The organism is Brevundimonas sp. ALps5 (assembly GCF_058681645.1).
In genome coordinates this window covers 3,343,440-3,357,127 of the sequence record NZ_CM178744.1, presented here as the reverse complement: position 1 = coordinate 3,357,127, position 13,688 = coordinate 3,343,440, and the positions used below count along the sequence as shown (strand labels likewise).

The 13,688-nt window shown below is 68.9% G+C and carries 12 protein-coding genes; 3 read left to right on the top strand and 9 right to left on the bottom strand.

The features are described 5' to 3' along the window. Positions 1 to 11 precede the first annotated feature (11 nt). The 5 genes from phoU to ACW172_RS15845 all read right to left on the bottom strand — a co-directional run bounded on the left by phoU (position 12) and on the right by ACW172_RS15845 (position 6,001). Positions 12 to 743 carry a phosphate signaling complex protein PhoU gene (phoU, locus tag ACW172_RS15865; protein WP_492032402.1) on the bottom strand — a complete coding sequence of 244 codons (732 nt, stop codon included), beginning with the start codon at positions 741 to 743 and terminating at the stop codon, positions 12 to 14. Continuing rightward, positions 740 to 1,573 carry a phosphate ABC transporter ATP-binding protein PstB gene (pstB, locus tag ACW172_RS15860; protein WP_492034994.1) on the bottom strand — a complete coding sequence of 278 codons (834 nt, stop codon included), beginning with the start codon at positions 1,571 to 1,573 and terminating at the stop codon, positions 740 to 742. The genes phoU and pstB overlap by 4 nt, the downstream gene beginning before the upstream one ends. A gap of 145 nt (positions 1,574 to 1,718) precedes the next feature. Then, on the bottom strand, positions 1,719 to 3,023 hold the full coding sequence (gene pstA / locus ACW172_RS15855) for a phosphate ABC transporter permease PstA (RefSeq protein WP_492032401.1): 1,305 nt from the start codon (positions 3,021 to 3,023) through the stop codon (positions 1,719 to 1,721). Then, positions 3,016 to 4,452, bottom strand: coding sequence for a phosphate ABC transporter permease subunit PstC (gene pstC / locus ACW172_RS15850; protein WP_492032400.1), 1,437 nt, complete (start codon positions 4,450 to 4,452; stop codon positions 3,016 to 3,018). The genes pstA and pstC overlap by 8 nt, the downstream gene beginning before the upstream one ends. Positions 4,453 to 4,597: 145 nt before the next feature. Continuing rightward, positions 4,598 to 6,001: a sensor histidine kinase gene (locus ACW172_RS15845; protein WP_492032399.1), complete on the bottom strand. Its 1,404-nt coding sequence runs from the start codon at positions 5,999 to 6,001 to the stop codon at positions 4,598 to 4,600. A 178-nt stretch (positions 6,002 to 6,179) separates the two neighbouring features. Between ACW172_RS15845 and ACW172_RS15840 the strand changes: the two genes are divergently transcribed. Further along, a complete protein-coding gene (locus tag ACW172_RS15840) occupies positions 6,180 to 8,462 on the top strand; it encodes an ATP-binding protein (RefSeq protein WP_492032398.1) in 2,283 nt (760 codons plus the stop codon). 26 nt (positions 8,463 to 8,488) lie between these two features. Here ACW172_RS15840 and ACW172_RS15835 read toward each other — a convergent pair whose 3' ends face one another. Then, positions 8,489 to 8,707 (bottom strand): hypothetical protein, encoded by a 219-nt coding sequence (locus tag ACW172_RS15835; protein WP_207932315.1) that lies wholly within the window; start codon positions 8,705 to 8,707, stop codon positions 8,489 to 8,491. Positions 8,708 to 8,860: 153 nt separating this feature from the next. On the opposite strand from ACW172_RS15835, the gene ACW172_RS15830 reads away from it, so the two are divergent. After that, on the top strand, positions 8,861 to 10,303 hold the full coding sequence (locus ACW172_RS15830; RefSeq protein ID WP_492032397.1) for a helix-turn-helix domain-containing protein: 1,443 nt from the start codon (positions 8,861 to 8,863) through the stop codon (positions 10,301 to 10,303). On the opposite strand, the gene ACW172_RS15825 is transcribed toward ACW172_RS15830, so the two are convergent. Together ACW172_RS15825 and ACW172_RS15820 are read right to left on the bottom strand one after the other, a co-directional pair. Beyond that, positions 10,300 to 11,739, bottom strand: a complete 1,440-nt coding sequence (locus tag ACW172_RS15825) for a hypothetical protein (protein ID WP_492032396.1) — start codon at positions 11,737 to 11,739, stop codon at positions 10,300 to 10,302. The genes ACW172_RS15830 and ACW172_RS15825 overlap by 4 nt on opposite strands. A gap of 93 nt (positions 11,740 to 11,832) precedes the next feature. Continuing rightward, on the bottom strand, positions 11,833 to 12,819 hold the full coding sequence (locus tag ACW172_RS15820) for a helix-turn-helix transcriptional regulator (RefSeq protein ID WP_492032395.1): 987 nt from the start codon (positions 12,817 to 12,819) through the stop codon (positions 11,833 to 11,835). 116 nt (positions 12,820 to 12,935) lie between these two features. Here ACW172_RS15820 and ACW172_RS15815 point away from each other — a divergent pair, with 116 nt between their 5' ends. Further along, complete coding sequence (locus tag ACW172_RS15815; RefSeq protein ID WP_492032394.1) at positions 12,936 to 13,172, top strand: hypothetical protein; 237 nt, start codon at positions 12,936 to 12,938, stop codon at positions 13,170 to 13,172. A gap of 4 nt (positions 13,173 to 13,176) precedes the next feature. On the opposite strand, the gene ACW172_RS15810 is transcribed toward ACW172_RS15815, so the two are convergent. Continuing rightward, positions 13,177 to 13,650 carry a DUF1203 domain-containing protein gene (locus ACW172_RS15810; protein WP_492032393.1) on the bottom strand — a complete coding sequence of 158 codons (474 nt, stop codon included), beginning with the start codon at positions 13,648 to 13,650 and terminating at the stop codon, positions 13,177 to 13,179. Positions 13,651 to 13,688 lie beyond the last annotated feature (38 nt).

Below are 13,688 nucleotides of genomic sequence, written 5' to 3'. Positions count from 1 at the left end.
CCTTGGGGAGGTCAGGCGTCCGGGAGGATATGGGTATGGGTCAGGCCGGTCTCCGAGGCGCCGGGCGCGCCGCGCGGGCGCTCGCCGATCATCTCGTCGCCGGTGATCTCGTAGTGGACGGTCTCGGCGATATTGGTCGCGTGATCGCCGATCCGCTCGAGGTTCTTGGCCATGAACAGCAGATGGGTGCAGGCGTTGATCGTGCGCGGATCGCCCATCATGTAGGTCAGCAGTTCGCGGAACAGGGCGTTGTAGTGTTCGTCGACCTCGTCGTCCGAGGCCCAGACCGCCAGGGCCCCGTCCAGCTCGCCCGAGGTATAGGCGTCCAGCACGTCGCGCAGCCGCATCGACACCAGACGGCCCATCCGCTCGATGGAGCGGGTCAGGGGCTGCATCGGTTCGGTCTCGGCGACGGCCAGGGCGCGCTTGGCGATGTTCTTGGCCAGGTCCCCGGTGCGCTCCAGATCGACCGACAGCTTCATCGCCGACAGGGTCTTGCGCAGGTCCGAGGCGACCGGCTGGCGCAGGGCGATCAGGCGGATGGCCTTCTTCTCGATGTCGCGGTGCATGGCGTCGAGACGCACGTCACGCTCGACCACCGCGCGCGCCAAAGCGATGTCGCGGCGCGCGACCGAGTCGACGGCGTCCGCGACCTGGGCCTCGGCCAGGCCGCCCATGCGGGCGACCTCGGCGGTCAGCTGGTTCAGTTCGTCGCCGTAAGCCTTGACGGTATGCGTGTTCAACCGAAGCGCCCCGTGATGTAGTCGAGGGTGCGCCGTTCGCGGGGATTCGTGAAGATTTCCTCGGTGTTCCCGTGCTCGACCAGCCGGCCCATGTGGAAGAAGGCCGTGCGTTGCGACACCCGCGCCGCCTGGGCCATGGAGTGGGTGACGATGACGATGCAGAAGCGCTCGCGCAGCTCGTCGATCAGCTCCTCGATCTTGGCCGTCGCGATGGGGTCCAGAGCCGAACAGGGCTCGTCCATCAGGATGACTTCGGGATTGACCGCGATGGCGCGGGCGATGACCAGACGCTGCTGCTGACCGCCCGACAGGCCGGTGCCGGCCGAGTGCAGCCGGTCAGCGACCTCGTCCCACAAGCCGGCGCGCTTCAGCGAGGCCTCGACGATGCCGTCCAGCTCGCCCTTGTTCGAGGTCAGGCCATGGATGCGCGGACCATAGGCCACGTTCTCATAGATGGTCTTGGGGAAGGGATTAGGCTTCTGGAACACCATCCCGACCTGGGCGCGGAGCAGCACCGGATCGATGGCCCTGGCGTTGATGTCGCCGCCGTCCATCTCGATCCTGCCGGTCACCTTGCAGCCCGGGATGGTGTCGTTCATCCGGTTCATGGTGCGCAGGAAGGTCGACTTGCCGCAGCCCGACGGGCCGATGAAGGCGGTGACCGTCTTGTCCGGGATGTCCAGCGAGACGTCGAACAGGGCCTGTTTGTCGCCGTAGAAGACCGAGACCTCACGCGCGGCGATCTTGGTCGGGCCGGCGGGGAAGTTGGGCGCCGTGACGGTCGGAGCCTTGGAATGCGCGCCTTCCTCCTTGACGGTCGGGGTCAGCATCGACTCGTCGCGCGGCGGTTCGCCCGCGCCGGTCAGGACCTGGCCGCCCATCTTCGGGGCTTCGGTCGGATCGATCGGACCCTCGCCGCCTTCGCGACCGTCAGGAGCCTTCGCCGGGGTGTGGGAAAAGGGGAATTTCATACGTTTACCACCGGCGTTCGAAGCGCCGGCGCAGCAGGATCGCGGCGGCGTTCATGACGATCATGAAGGCGAGAAGGACAAGGATGGCGGCGGCCGTGCGCTCGTGGAACGCCCGCTCCGAGGCGTTCTCCCAGATGTAGACCAGCGACGGCAGGGCGCCCGTGGGCTCGACCGCCGAGTGCGGAATGCCGGGCACGAAGCTGACCATGCCGATCAGCAGCAGGGGCGCGGTCTCGCCGAGGGCGTGGGCCATGGAGATGATGGCGCCGGTCATGACGCCAGGCATGGCCAGGGGCAGGACGTGCTGGAACACGGTTTGGGTGCGGCTGGCGCCCATGGCGAGCGCGGCCTCGCGGATCGAGGGCGGCACGGCCTTCAGCGAGGAGCGGGTGGCGATGATGATGGTCGGCAGGGCCATCAGGGCCAGGACCAGGCCGCCGACCAGCGGTGACGACCGCGGCAGGTGCATCCAGTTGATGAACAGGGCCACGCCCAGCAGGCCGTAGACGATCGACGGCACGGCCGCGAGGTTGTTGATGTTGACCTCGATCAGGTCGCTGATCCGGTTCCGGGGCGAGAACTCCTCCAGATAGACCGCCGCGCCGATGCCGATCGGAATGGCGATCAGGGCGGTGACCAGCAGCATCAGGGCCGAGCCGACGACGGCGCCGAGCACGCCGGCCAGCTCCGGCTCGGTCGAGTCGCCGTTGGTGAACAGGGCGCCGTTGAAGTGGGTCCGCACCGCGCCCGAGCTCTTCATCCGGTCCAGCCAGGCGATCTGCTCATCCGACAGGCGGCGCTGGTCCGCCGGCGTCGCCTTGGAAATCTCGCCCTTGTAGTAGAGGTCCGCCTCATCCGACGCCGGAGCAGCGATGGTCACCGTCTGGCCGATGACCGCCGGATTGTCGCGCACGATGGCGGCGGCGCGGAACTTGAGCTCGGACGAGAACAGCGACCGCATGGCCGTGGCTTTCGTCCCCTTGTCGTCGTCCTGGATCCCCAGCCGTTTCAGCTCCTGCTCGGCGGTCATGAGCTGGAAGTTGGTGCCCTGCGGATAGGTCCGGTCGATGCGGGCCGGATCCATATAGACCGGCAGTGTGATCTCATGGGCGTAGAAGGCGGTATGGCCCTGTTCGATGATGCGTCCGAGCAGCAGCAGCAGGAAGCCGATGGCGACCGACACCGCCATGACGCCATACAGCTTGAAGCGGCGCTCGCGGGCGTGGCGCTTCTTGATTCCGGCCTGCAGCTTGCTGACGCGGGCCGTATCGGCGCCGACGCCGGCCTTGGATAGGGTCGCGTCAGTCATACTGTTCCCGATAGGCTTGGACGATGCGCTGGGCGACGATGTTGAGCACCAGGGTCACCAGGAACAGCGTCAGGCCGAGGCCGAAGGCGGCCAGGGTCTTGGGACTGTTGAACTCCTGGTCACCGGTCAGAAGGGTCACGATCTGGACGGTGACGGTCGTCACCGTGTCCAGCGGATTGAGGGTCAGCTTGGCCGCCAGACCGGCCGCCATGGTCACGATCATGGTCTCGCCGATGGCGCGCGACATGGCCAGCAGCAGGGCGCCCGCGATGCCCGGCAGCGCGGCTGGCAGCAGCACCTTCTTGACTGTCTCCGACCGGGTGGCGCCCATGGCGTAGGAGCCGTCACGCAGGGACTGGGGCACGGAGTTGATGATGTCGTCCGACAGCGACGAGACGAACGGGATCAGCATGATGCCCATCACCGCCCCGGCGACCAGGGCCATCTGGTTCTGCACCAGCGACAGATAGAGGCCGACGTCGTTCAGCGGCCCGCCGATCAGCAAGTCACCGATGGAGTTGAAGAACACCCGCAGAGCCGGCCCCACGGTCAGGGCGGCGAAGAAGCCGTAGACCACGGTCGGGACGCCCGCGAGGATCTCGAGGATCGGCTTGACCACGGCGCGTGAGGTCCGGCTGGCGTATTCCGACAGATAGATGGCCGAGAACAGCCCGACCGGGGCGGCGACGCACATGGCGATGATCATGATCAGGAAGGTGCCGGCGAACAGGGGCACGGCTCCAAAGGCGCCCGACGAGCCCACCTGATCGGCGCGGATGGCGATCTGGGGCGACCATTTGGTCCCGAACAGGAACTCGGTGACCGGCACTGACTGGAAGAAGCGCAAGCTGTCCCACAGCAGGGAGAAGACGATACCGATGGTGGTCAGGACCGCCACGGCCGAACAGGCGAACAGCAGCGCGCCGATCCAGTCCTCGACCCGGTTGCGGGCGCGCAGGTCCGGGCGGATGCGCAGGAAGACATACAGGCCGCCGAGGATCGCCGCGATCAGGGCCGCGATGCCCGTGCCGACGTTCAGGACCGTGCGGATCTCGGCCGAGCGGCGGCCCTGAACGGTCAGTTGCTCTGTCAGGGGGGCGGGCCAGATCTGCTGGGCCGGCTGGCCGGCGCCGACCAGGTAGGCGTCCTGGAAGAAGGCCTCGCGGCGGAAGGGCTCAAGCTGTTCGACCTCGGGCGAGGCGCCGGCGACCAGGGCATGGTGGGCGATGCCGCCCGAGAAGATCCCGGCCAGGACCAGCACCAGCAGCGACGGCGCGCCGACCCAGATCAGGGCGTACAGGCCGTGTTGGGTGGGACGCGAGTGGGCTCGAACGCCCTTGGCCGCGGCCCGGCGCGCGGCCAGACCTCGCCCGCCGAAAAAGGCGAGCGCCGACAGGGCCACAACCACCAGAAGGAAGAACCAGATCATCGCGGTCCGAAGAGAATCGACAGATTTCGGAGCCTGGCGGTGGCCGGCTCGGTGAGCCGGGAAACTGCCTTTTATTGGCAAGCGGATTACGACGGACTTATGACACTTCTGTAACGGCGCAGGTCCCCCGGATTTCGCGCCGGATTCAGATCACGTCGGACGTCTCGGGACGGACCGCGGACATGGGGAAATAGGCGCTGAACGCCGCGCCCTCGCCGGGAGCGCTGACCACGGTCAGGCCGCCGCGATGGCGGTTGACGATATGTTTGACGATGGCGAGACCCAGGCCGGTGCCGGGGCGCTCTCCCCCGCTCTTCTGGCCCTCGACGCGATAGAACCGCTCGGTCAGGCGCGGCAGATGCTCGCGGGCGATGCCCGGACCGTGGTCGCGCACGGTCACGGCGGCATAGAGGACCCCGGCCTCCCGGTCGGGCGTCAGCAGCGGCAGGCGGGTCAGGCCGTCGGTGCGCGGCCCGGGCGCGGCGTCGATGTTCAGGTCGCGGCGGATGACGATCTCCACCGATTGGCCGGCCGTCGAATATTTGATGCCGTTGTCGACCAGATTCTGGATCACCTGAATGATCTCGTCACGGTCGCCGTCGATGTTGATCTTGCCGCCCTCGGACTGGAGGGTGACGACCACGCCGCGCTCCTGCGACAGGACGCTGACCGCATCGACCACGTCCGACGCCGCCCGCGACAGGTCGACGCGCCCCGACGGCGGGATGTGTTCGTTCAGCTCGATCCGGCTCAGCGACAGGAGGTCGGCGACCAGCCGGCTCATTCGTTCGGCCTGGGTGGCCATGATGTCGAGGAAGCGGTCGCGCGCGACCGGGTCGTCCTTGGCGTGCCCCTTCAGCGTCTCGATGAAGCCGCTGAGCGAGGCCAGCGGCGTGCGCAGCTCGTGGCTCGCGTTGGCCAGGAAGTCGACGCGCATCATCTCCATGCGCCGCACATCGGTCTCGTCGCGCAGGGCCAGGATGGCCATGGGAGCCTCGCGCGGCGACGGCAGGGGCCGGACCCAGGCGCGCCAGTGCCGCGCGCGCGATCCGCCGGCGGAATAGTCGGTGGTCTTGGTGACGCCGCCGAACAGCGCCTCGTCCACCGCCTCGAGCACCCCGGGGTCGCGCATGACCGAGACCAGCAGCGCCCCCTCGCGCGGAATCCGCAGCAGGTCACGGGCGGCCTCGTTCGCCATCAGGACCCGACGGCCCGCGATATCGTCGGCCTCTCCGCCGCTGACGATCAGAACCGGGTCGTTAAGCGCCTCAAAGACGTTGTCCAGAAGCGGGCCGGCCGCCGCAATCGAGTTCGGCATGGTCTCGACGCCCGGCGATGTCGCGCCGGCGGGTCCATCCACACGCCGGCTCGCGAACCATGTGGCCGCCGCGACGATCAGGGCCAGGCCGATCAGCCAGGGCGCCAGTTCGGTGCGGAAGGCCGCGAAGATCAGAATGACCACCACCGCCAGTCCGCCGGTCGTCCCGGTCGTCCACAGCCGCGACGACGCCATGGGCGCGACGGGCGAAGGGGACTGGTCAAAGGACATGCGTCGAGGATCTCGCGAAGGCGGCGGGTCAGCCGGAGGGCCTGATTCGTCGAGTCCTAGCATTGTCCTGACACGGCCGGATGACGACGGCCGTCACAAGGCGAAAAATGCGATCCGGGGGGCGGTTTCTTTACCTGTTCCGGTGAAGCTGGGGCCACTGAAGGGGAAATCCGAACCGGTGCATCGCATCATCGACTGTCTGACCGTCCAACACGACTGGCGCTTCGTGCTGCTGGCCGCGCTGGTCTGCGCCGGCGGAATCGGGACCGCCATCATGCTGATCGGCATGGGTCGAGCCGCCGCCCCCAAGGCCCAGAGGCTGTACAGCGTGACCGGCGCCCTGGTGCTGGCCCTGTCGATCTGGTCGACGCACTTCATCGCCATGGTCGGCTTCCATCCCGGCGCGGCGGTCCGCTACGGCGCCGCCGGAACCTTCCTCTCGCTCGCCCTCGCCGTGATCGGCCTGGCCACCTGCGTGGCGCTCGGCCGGGGTGGTCGCCGCCGGGTCCGGCGCCTGCTCGGCGCCCTAGCCGCCACCTCCTCGATCGTGGCCATGCATTTCGTCGGCTTCGCGGCCGTAGCCTTCGAGGGCGCCCGCACCGTCTACCACCCTCTGCTCTCGGTCGTGGCCGTGGTGATCGCCCTGGGCCTGGGCGTGCTCACGGCCCTGGTGCCCCAATCCAGGGCATGGTGGCGCCTGCCGGCCGTGACAGCTCTCGCCGTTCTGACCGTCGGCGCCCTGCATTTCGGCTCCATGATCGCCGTCGACATCGTGCCCGACCCGACCGTCGTCCTGCACGGCGGCATGACCCAGAAGACCCTGCTCATCTGGCTGGCGACCGGGATCGCCGTCATCACGGGCCTGGCCGCCTTCGTCGGCGGCATCGCCGCCTGGTCGCGCAACACCGCCCTGGGCCAGATCCGCGAGGCGGTCGACGCCATGCCCGACGGCCTGGCCTTCTACGACGCCGACGAACGGCTGGTGGTATGGAACGCCCGCTACGCCGAGGTGAATCCCGAGATCGCCGCCGCCCTGCGCGTCGGCATGTCCTTCGAGGAGATCATCCGCATCGGCGTCGCCGCCGGCCGCTATACCGAGGCCGAGGGTAAGGAGGAGCGCTGGATCGCCGAGCGTCTGGCGGCCCGCAAGCTCCTGTCCAGCACCCTTGAGCAGCACGTCGAGGACGACCGCTGGCTGCGGGTCCAGGACCGCCGCACCGCCGCCGGCGGCATGGTCACGGTCTGCAACGACATCACCGACCTGAAGCGCGACGCCCGAGCCCTGTCCGACGCCCGCGACGCCGCCGAGGCCGCCAACCGCGCCAAGTCCGAGTTCCTGGCCAATATGAGCCATGAGATCCGCACGCCCCTGAACGGCGTCATCGGCCTGACCCAGGCGCTGGCCCGCACCGAACTGACCGCCGAACAGACCGAGATGCTGGAGTTGATCCAGTCCTCGGGTCACACCCTGCAGACCCTGCTCAGCGACATTCTGGATCTGGCCCGCGTCGAATCCGGCCGGATGGAGATCGCCGACGAAGCCTTCGACCTGGGCCGCGCCGTGCGCGAAGCCGCCCAGCTCTATGCCGCCGGCGCCGCCGACAAGGGCCTGTCCTTCTTCGTCGACATCGAACCGGAGGCCTCGGGCTGGGTCCGGGGCGATGTGGTCCGGGTCAAGCAGATCCTGACCAATCTGGTCTCCAACGCCGTCAAGTTCACGGATCAGGGTTTCGTCAGCCTGACCGCCGGGCGAGGCTTGTGTCCCGACGGTTCGGCCGTGCTGCGGTTCACCGTCGAGGACACTGGCGTCGGCTTCGACGCCGAGGCGCGCGACCGCCTCTTCACCCGCTTCGAACAAGCCGACGGCACGATCACGCGCCGCTTCGGCGGCACCGGGCTGGGGCTGGCGATCTGCCGCCAGCTGGCCGAGATGATGGGCGGCGATCTGGACTGCGAAAGCGAGCCCGGCGGTGGTTCGGCCTTCATCCTGACCCTGCCGATGATCGAGGCGCAGGAGCCCGCTGCTGCCGTCATCGCCGAGACCGAGGTCGAGGACCTGGAGCCGCACCGCATTCGGGTGCTGCTGGCCGATGACCACCCGACCAACCGCCGCGTCGTCGAACTGATCCTGGCCCAGGCGCCCGTCGACATGACCTCGGTCGAGGACGGCGCCCAGGCCGTCGCCGCCTATCGTGGGGCGGCCTATGATCTGGTGCTGATGGACATGCAGATGCCCGTCATGGACGGGCTGACCGCCACGCGGGAAATCCGCCTGCATGAGGCGGCGATGGGCCTGGGCCGCACGCCGATCGTCATGCTGACCGCCAACGCCCTGGCCGAACATGTCGCCGCCGGTCAGGCCGCCGGCGCCGATCGCCACCTGGCCAAGCCGTTCAACGCCATGGAACTGCTGGAGCTGGTCGGCGATCTGGCCGAGCAGCAGAGGGCGCTGGCCGCCTAGACAGGCCCCACGCCCTCCCCGCCCGCCTATTCGTAGCCGTGGGCGGCCTCGTTGATGACCTGCGAGGGCATGTTCGAGAAGTCGACGCTGATCGGGCTGGAGGCCTTGGCCAGCTTGGACTGGAAGGTCTTGATCACATGCTCCAGGCGGCGGCGCGTCTCCTCGGCGCCCGTCGCGGATGGATCGAGGTCCAGCGGGGCCAGACAGAAGTCGATGATGGCCTGGGGGCGGCTGAGCGGTTCCATGGCGGGTCTCCATTGCGACAGCGGAAGGCCCGCTGTCCTGACCCCACATCAACACGCCGGAAGTCATATTGATACCGACAGAAAGCCGAAAGCTAAGTCATCTTGTCATAATGTGACTCTTGCCTTTCGGTCACGATGTGACATTCTTTGCGGATGGACGCCGCCGTCGATCACAAACTCTTCCTCGGCGGCCGGCTGAAACGGCTGCGGCGCGAGCTCGCCCTGACCCAGACAGCCATGGCCGCCGACCTCGGCGTCTCCCCCAGCTATCTGAACCATATCGAGCGCAATCAGAGGCCCGTTTCGGCCCAGCTGCTGCTGCGTCTGGCCGACACCTATGACGTCGACCTGCGTCGGCTGAACTCGCCGGACGGCCACGCCTCCGAGGCCGAACTGACCGAGCTGCTGGCCGATCCCCTGTTCCAGGGCCTCAGCGTGCCGCGCCACGAAATCCTGCAGCTGGCCGATGAGGCGCCCGCCGCCGCCGACGCCATGCTGCGCCTCTACCGCGCCTTCGCCGACCGCCGCGCCCGCGACCGCGTCGAGGCCGAGCGCGGCGGAGCCGGGCTGGAGGACACCCCGGCCGACCGGGTTCGCGACTGGATTCAGGCGCGTCAAAACCACTTTCCGGAACTGGATACGCTCGGTGAGGCCCTGCACGCCGCCCTGACCGCCAATGCGACCGGCGACAGCGTCGAGATCCTGGCCCGCGCCCGTCTGGCCGAGCGGCACAATCTGACGGTCAAGGTCATGCCGGCCGAGGTCATGGTCGAATGGACCCGCCGCTTCGATCCGCACCGGCGCCGCCTGCTGGTGTCCGAGACCCTTGGCCCCGCCTCGCGCGCCTTCGCCGTCGTCTATCAGCTGGTGCTGGCCGAGCATGAGGCCGAACTCGCCGCGATCGCCGACGCCGCCGACATGCCCGACGCCGTCAGCCGCGACCTGCTCAAGGTCTCCCTGACCAACACCCTGACCGCCGCCGTCCTGATGCCCTACGGCCCGTTCCAGAAGGCGGCGGAGGAGACCGGCTATGACCTCGCCCGGCTTCAAGCCCGGTTCGGCGTCGGCTTTGAACAGGCGGCGCACCGACTGACGACCCTGTCACGGCCCACCGCGCGGGGCGTGCCCTTCTTCCTGATGCGGGTTGATCAGGCGGGCAATATTTCGAAACGCTATGCGGCCGCGGGCTTTCCCTTTTCGCGCTTCGGCGGCGCCTGTCCGCGCTGGCGGCTGCACTCGGCCTTCCGTACCCCAGGCCGGATCATCACCCAGATCATCGAGACCCCGCCGCAGGACGGCAAACCGGGCGGTCGCTGGTTCACCCTGGCCCGGACAGTGGATCGTCAGGGCCATGACGCCTTCTCCGAGGGCGCCGACCTCGCCGTCGGTCTGGGCTGTGAGCTGCGCCACGCCCACCGGCTGATCTACGCCCGCGGTCTCGACCTGCAGAACCCCGAGGTCACCCCCATCGGCCCGGCCTGCCGCCTGTGCCACCGCCACCCCTGCGCCGAACGCGCCGCCCCGCCGGTCGACCGCCCCCTGACGGTGGACGACTGGTCCAAGTCGGTGAGTCCGTACCCGTTCTCGGGCGCCTAGCTCAGCACGATCTTCCCGTCCACCAGCCGGTAGGCCACGCCCGTGCGATCGAACAGGCGGCCGATCGGGACGGTCGGGTCGGCGACGCCCTGGTCCAGCATCTGTTCGATGCTGAGCCGCAGTGAAGGATCGCGGGCGACGCGGGTCAGGCCGGTCAGCCATTCCTCGCGGGTCAGGATGCCGTCGTCGCCGTAGTCGCGCTGGAAATCGGACACCACATCGATGAAGTCGCCGCCGCGCCGGGCCTTGCGCGCCGCCTCATAGGCCATGCTCCAGACGGCGCCGCAGGCGTAGTAGGCGCGGTTGTCGCCGCGCTCGCCCGCCGTGGCGATGGGCTTGCCGGCGGCCAGACGCACACAGTCGTCGACCTCGCGCTGCAGCTCGGCGCGGGCGTTATAGGTCGGATCGATGGACTGGATGGCGCGCACGGCCATCAGGTCGGCGCCGCCCTCGGTGATCCAGGCCTCGCGCGCGAACTGATACTTCAGCCCGTTGGAGCCCAGCCAGAAGTGGGCGCTCTCATGCCCGATGAACCAGCGGGCGCGCGACAGGGCGGCGGCGTCGGGGTCGAGCACCCCCTCCCCTTCGAAATTCATCGAAATCAGCCCCGGCAGGACGCTGCCGCCCATGCTGGAGACATGTTCGGTGGGGCCGGTCCAGCTGACCATCAGGGTCGGGAGACCGCCGCGGCTCTCGCCCAGCCGCTTCTCGTAGACATCCATCACCTGCGGGGTGAACCGGCCCAGCTCCTCGCCCAGCCAGTGCGGCAGGCCGGGGTCGATGACCGTGGTCACGCCGGGGCTCTGGCGGATGCTGGCCTCGCCGAACAGGACATAGGTGTCGGCCTTGGCCGCGACGGGGGCCTCCACCCGTTCGCCCTTGAACAGGACGGGGCCGGCCTTGTCCTGCCAGCGCACCTCGGCCGGGTCGCTGTTGGGCAGGTCGACGCCGTTCAGATCCAAAGGCAGGGCGCGGACGGCCTCGACCGAGGCCATGGGCATGACATCGAACTGGCCCGAATAGAGCGCCACCGTTCCGTCAGTGAAGATCAGGGCCGGATCGTAGTCGGCCTCCAGGTCCCCGGCGCGCGGATGCATGACGATACGGACGTCGCGCGGCACCGGGCCGCCGTTCGCCGTGCGCAAAATGTCGTAGCGGCCCTGACGCTCCAGCACGACGCCCGGCGTCTCCACCGACCACCACTGCGGCCGCCACGGCTGGCGGCCGACGCGCAACAGGGCCGAGCGCTGGAAGACCCAGACCGGCGCGCTGTCGTTAAACTGATAGTCGACCGTCCAGCGGTCGCCGTCGCGCAGGACCGAGGCCTTCACCGGGCCGGAGATCATCCCCTGGGCGGGGGGCGCGGCTGCGGGCTCGGCCACCGCACAGCTGGCCGTCAGGAGCATCAGGGCAGAGAGAGCGGCGATGGATCGCATGGGGCCTCCGGGGTCGAGATCGCGGATACCGGCGCGCTTGCGAACCGTCACCTTAAGCTTTGCTAATCCCGAAGGCCGAAACGGGACGGCGGATCAGGGCGCGGCTTCCAAAGCCCGTTGGGCCGCCGCGAGTTCCCCGGCCATGGTCGCCTTCAGCCGCTGCGGCCCCAGGATGGTGACCTGCTCGCCCCAGGTGAACAGGTGCCAGGCCAGTTCGCGCATGCCGGAGGCGCGGAAGCGGACGATGACGCCGCCGTCCGGCTGGTCCCCGATCGTCTGGGTCGGATGCCAGCGCCATGACCGGGCCTCCGCGGCCCCGGCGGGCGAGACGCGCAGCACCACCTCCTCGATCTCGTCCTGATAGATGCCGAAGGACTGGCTGGCGAAGACGGCCAGGTCGAAGTCGGCGGGCGGCGGGGCGACGCCGTCCTGGGCTTCCACCGCGCTCATCCGGTCCAGACGGAAGGTCTGGATGCGCCCGCTTTCCCGGTCCGCCGCGACCAGATAGTTGGCGCGGCCGAACATCACGCCGCACGGGGCGACGCTGCGCCGGCGCGGCTCGGCGCCCGGCCGCGCATAGGTGAAGCCCAACGGCTGCTGGGCCAGCACCGCGCCACGAATGGTCGCCAGCACGCTCTCGTCCGCAGAGGGGCGCGGCCCCGCCTGGACCGCGATGGTCTCGGCACGGACCAGGGCCTCCAGATCGGGCGCCAGCCGGTTCAGCGTCGTCGAGCGCATCGCCGACTTCAGCTTGCGCTCAAGGCCTTCCAGCGCGACCGCCCGGCCCGCCTCCCCCGTCGCCCTGAGGCCCTGCGCCGCCTTGGTCAGCTCGACCAGCTCGGTCGTCGTCGGAGCCTGTTCGAAGGCCGACAGCCCACCGCGAATGCGCCAGCGCTTGGTCGGCGGATCGCTGACCTCCTCCACCGCCGGAAACAGCATCAGGACCGCGTCGCGCAGCCGCTCGGCCGTGCGCCGCCCGACCCCGCTCTCGCGCGCCATCTCGTCCAGCGTCAGCCCCTCTGCCGAGGCCGCCATGCGCCGGGCCAGCTCGATGACCATCATCGCCTTGTCGTGTCGCATCGCGGGCCTCCTGAACGATACGTCCGATTTTGGCGCAACGCCGTCGCATTGTCCATCATCGGCAAGACACCGCCCCTCAGACACCGCCTTGAAGGCAACGCTCAAAGGAAACGACCATGGCCCGCTTCGCTCCCCACACCGCCGTTAACGCCAGCCGCTACATGATCGTCCCGTGCGAGGCCGAGGGCTGCGGCGACCTGGCCATCATCTGGGATCGGCTGGAGGAACAGGTCATTGACGTCATCTCCGCCTCGGCCAGCGCCCGCTACACGGACGAGGACGCCCTGTGGGACGAGGCCCGCAGCTTCTCCGACGCCACCGATGACAGCCTGCTGTGGCGGATGGCCGCCTGAGCCCTCAGTCGGCGCGCACCGCCCGGGCCAGGTAACAGCCTCGCGGAGCGAAATGGATGTGGACCTGCTCGGTCTTCGGGTGGGCGAACCAGTGCCGCAGCCGCACGTCGAGATCGGCGCCGGCGATGACCTCGCCCTCGAGCATCATATTGGCCACATCATAGATCCGGATCGACAGCGGCCGCCGGGTCAGCATCCCGGGCGCCTGATCCGGATCGAGAACCGCCTCCGTCGCCGCCTCGCGCACGAAGATCGGCCCGGCGGCGCGATAGGGCGAGGTCGGGTCCGCGAGATGGGCGTGATTGGCCAGGATCAGCCGGTCGCCCGCCTCCGCGTCCTGAAGACTGACCCGGCACGGCGCCCGGCCGCCGAGATCGTCGGTCCATCGGCGGGCGCCGACCACGGCCAGCTCGACGTCGGACAGTGCGAACAGCGGCGCGAACGACGCCAGCGAAAGGGGCTGGATCTGATAGGTCATCGGGTGTCTCCGTGGATTGGAACCCTGTCATCGACCGC